Annotated in this window: 1 protein-coding gene; it reads right to left on the bottom strand. The window is 39.8% G+C overall.

The window, feature by feature from the left end; translation table 11 throughout:
- Positions 1-85: 85 nt before the first annotated feature.
- Positions 86-2,911, bottom strand: a complete 2,826-nt coding sequence (locus E5S67_RS31560; protein ID WP_172193372.1) for an ATP-binding protein — start codon at positions 2,909-2,911, stop codon at positions 86-88.
- Between the last annotated feature and the right edge of the window lie 131 nt (positions 2,912-3,042).

Genomic DNA, 3,042 nt, shown 5'->3' with positions numbered 1-3,042 from the left:
ATGATTCAGGATGTCGCTCATGTTTCTGTCTCAAAAAAGCTTTACGATCTTCTTGTACCACAAAATGTTACTATTTTGGAGATGTCTAATAGTAAAAATTGTGGAGAGGAACATACATCAGGGACATCACAGCCTCAGAGTAATTTGATGCTGTCTTGGCATTTTCAACCGATTTAGGATAATCTTTAAATACATAATGTAGCCATGATTTATACAAATAAACTACAAAAATTACCCAATTATTTTGACTTTCCTTTAAAGCGGGCAGCATAGTTTCTTCATTAAACTTTTCGCCAACTAACAAACTATAATTGGCTGTTTTACCTTGCAAATTTAAGACTACTTGCGCCCCAACTCTGGCTTGATCGATCATAAACTCATTCTTATAATTCACCAACATTTTAATATATTGACTCTGCTTAGTCTCGACTGACTCCAGAGGTTCGCCGCTCAAAAATATATAATTGCTGTAAAAACTAGCACAATAACAAGCATTGTTGACATCTCCAGTTTCTAGTCCGCTCTGAATACCCTCAAGTAAACCGATAAGACTTTCCCTGACCTGTTCAGACCAGGGACGGATAAAAATATTAAAAATTAGTGAAATTTGAGAGTTGTACAAGTTGGTGTTGAATCGTTCTAAAAGTGCCTGAGCCATTTGACCGTATCGGTACCCAGAATCCATATCGCCTAACACCCCACACTGCATCGTACCGTAGTTTGCATAGCCGAAACTAGACAGCGGCGCATTCCCGTATTTCAGAGAAAGTGTAACCATTTTAAATACGATTGGTGGGAACATATTGGGTGCCACTACAAAAGCCGCCGGAGTCATTTTTGTTAAAATCCGTATAGCCGCAATTTTATTAGCGTCAGTCATTGGTGCCAAATCCGCTAAATCCTCAATTTTTTTGTTTCCCACAGCTAATTTTGTCCGTATTAGCCCCATAATAATATTAAATTTAGTCGGTTTTTTAGAGAGGTAAACTCCCAGCAATTTTAAAGCTTTTATAGCTATATCTATGGAAGCTTGAAATTGATTTTGATTAAAGTAGAAAACCACTTTTAGCTCGTAAACTTTGACTTGTTCTAGCAGATTTTTAGCAAGGAATATAATAACATCTGATAGCTGGAAAGCTCGCTCAAAATCGGTATTTATATAGGACGATTCCAGCGCTTCGAGATGAAGTTCCATGATTAAATTGTAGTGAATATCCCAAGCTTGTTCTGGTAGAAGTTCTATACCTGCATTAAAATATTTGAGCGCTGCTTCATAGGCGGCAGAACTCTTAGCTTTCTTGCCAGCTATAAGATTAAAGTTAGCTAGTTCATCTCGCTTTTGTTGATTTGTGATGAATTCCACCCCGATATTGAGTTGGTTGACAATATCAAAGATATTTTCTGCTATCTCCGATGCCGGAGTTGAATTCAGTAGCAGGGTGCCGACTTTTAAGTGGGTTTGTTGTTTTTGGGAGTCAGGGATCAGAGAATAGGTGGCTTGCTGTACGCGATCGTGGAAAAACCTGTAATAAATTGAGCTCTTAGCCTGGGATACCTGAGATCGATCGTGAATCGCAACTTTTTCTCTGTCCCCTTGCCGCTGGGAGTCTATTCCCTCAACCAGGGGAATTTTGTAAGCATCGCTCATTGGCAGAATTAAACCAGCTTGCAGCGCATCCCATAAATCCGCCGCCGTTTCCGAGCCGGATTTTTCCCTCACAATTGCCAAATTATCTAAACTAAAACGGTTGCCTATACAAGCAGCTAATTTTAATACTTGCTGCGTCTCCTCCGGCAGTTGTTTCAGATTCCGAGCAACTAATTCAATGACACTGTAATCGGCAATGCCAGCGGCTTCAATTTCCGTGATGTCCCACTGCCATGCACCAACACTGAAATCAAAAACTAACAGTTGTTCTGAGTGAATAGTTGAGAGAAGTTGAGTTATAAAAAATGGATTTCCGCCAGTTTTATTAAAAATTAACTCATTCAAAGACTTTAACTTTTCAGTTTCATTACCCAAAGTATCGCACAGCAGCTCAGTTACGCTGCTCAAATCTAAACATGGGAGGATAATGGGATGCACCTGAGTACCAGTCTGTTGAATTTTTTCGACAGTTTGAACTAACGGATGAGTCGAATTTACTTCGTTATCTCGATAGGCTCCTATTAGTAAAAAATATCGGCTATCCCGGTCAGTAACTAATTCCTGAATCAACTTTAAGGAAGCTAAATCGGCCCACTGCAAATCATCCAAAAATAGAACTAATGGGTGTTCTGCTTGGGCAAAGACATTCAGGAATTCTTTGAAAAATCGATTAAAGCGATTTTGAGATTCTGTAGGTCCCAATTGTGGAACAGCAGGCTGCGAACCAATTATTAGTTCAAAAGAAGGGACAACATCAATAATAATTTCACCGTTTGTACCCAGCCTTGACAAAAGCTTTTCTTTCCAAATTGCCAATTCTTCTGAGCTTTTTGTTAATAACTGCTGTATCAATGAATCAAACGCTTGAGTTATTGCAGCATAAGGAATATCCCGCTTAAACTGGTCAAATTTGCCAGCAATAAAATAACCCCGCTGGCGTACAATTGGTTTGTGAACTTCACTGATAACTGAGGTTTTACCGATGCCTGAGTAACCGCTTACCAACACCATTTCAGTTTTTCCCAAGCTGACTCGATCGAAAGATGCCATCAAATCAGCGACTTCTTGTGTGCGGCCGTAGAGTTTTTGGGGAATCAAAAATTGACCAGATTTGTCAAGTATCCCCGGCATAAAATTTTCTATTTTGCCAGTATTTTGTAGCTGGGTCAAACAATTTTCCAGGTCTGCTTTTGCTCCAAAGGCACTTTGATATCGGTCTTCGGCATTTTTAGCTAATAGTTTCATGACAATGGATGAAACCATCTGCGGGACTTCACTGTTTAGTTGACTGGGAAGAACTGGCGGGGAGCATCCCGGTTTTGTAAAAGTGCTATCCAGAGAGGATAATAGGTAGAGCGTCAACAGAAGCGTGAACTGCATTTGTAGGAGGAGTG

Origin of the sequence: Microcoleus asticus IPMA8 (assembly GCF_013179805.1) — a bacterium.
Taxonomy (GTDB): Bacteria; Cyanobacteriota; Cyanobacteriia; order Cyanobacteriales; family Microcoleaceae; genus Microcoleus; species Microcoleus asticus.
The sequence above is the reverse complement of the archived record's forward strand: the minus strand, read 5'-3'. Positions and strand labels throughout refer to the sequence as shown.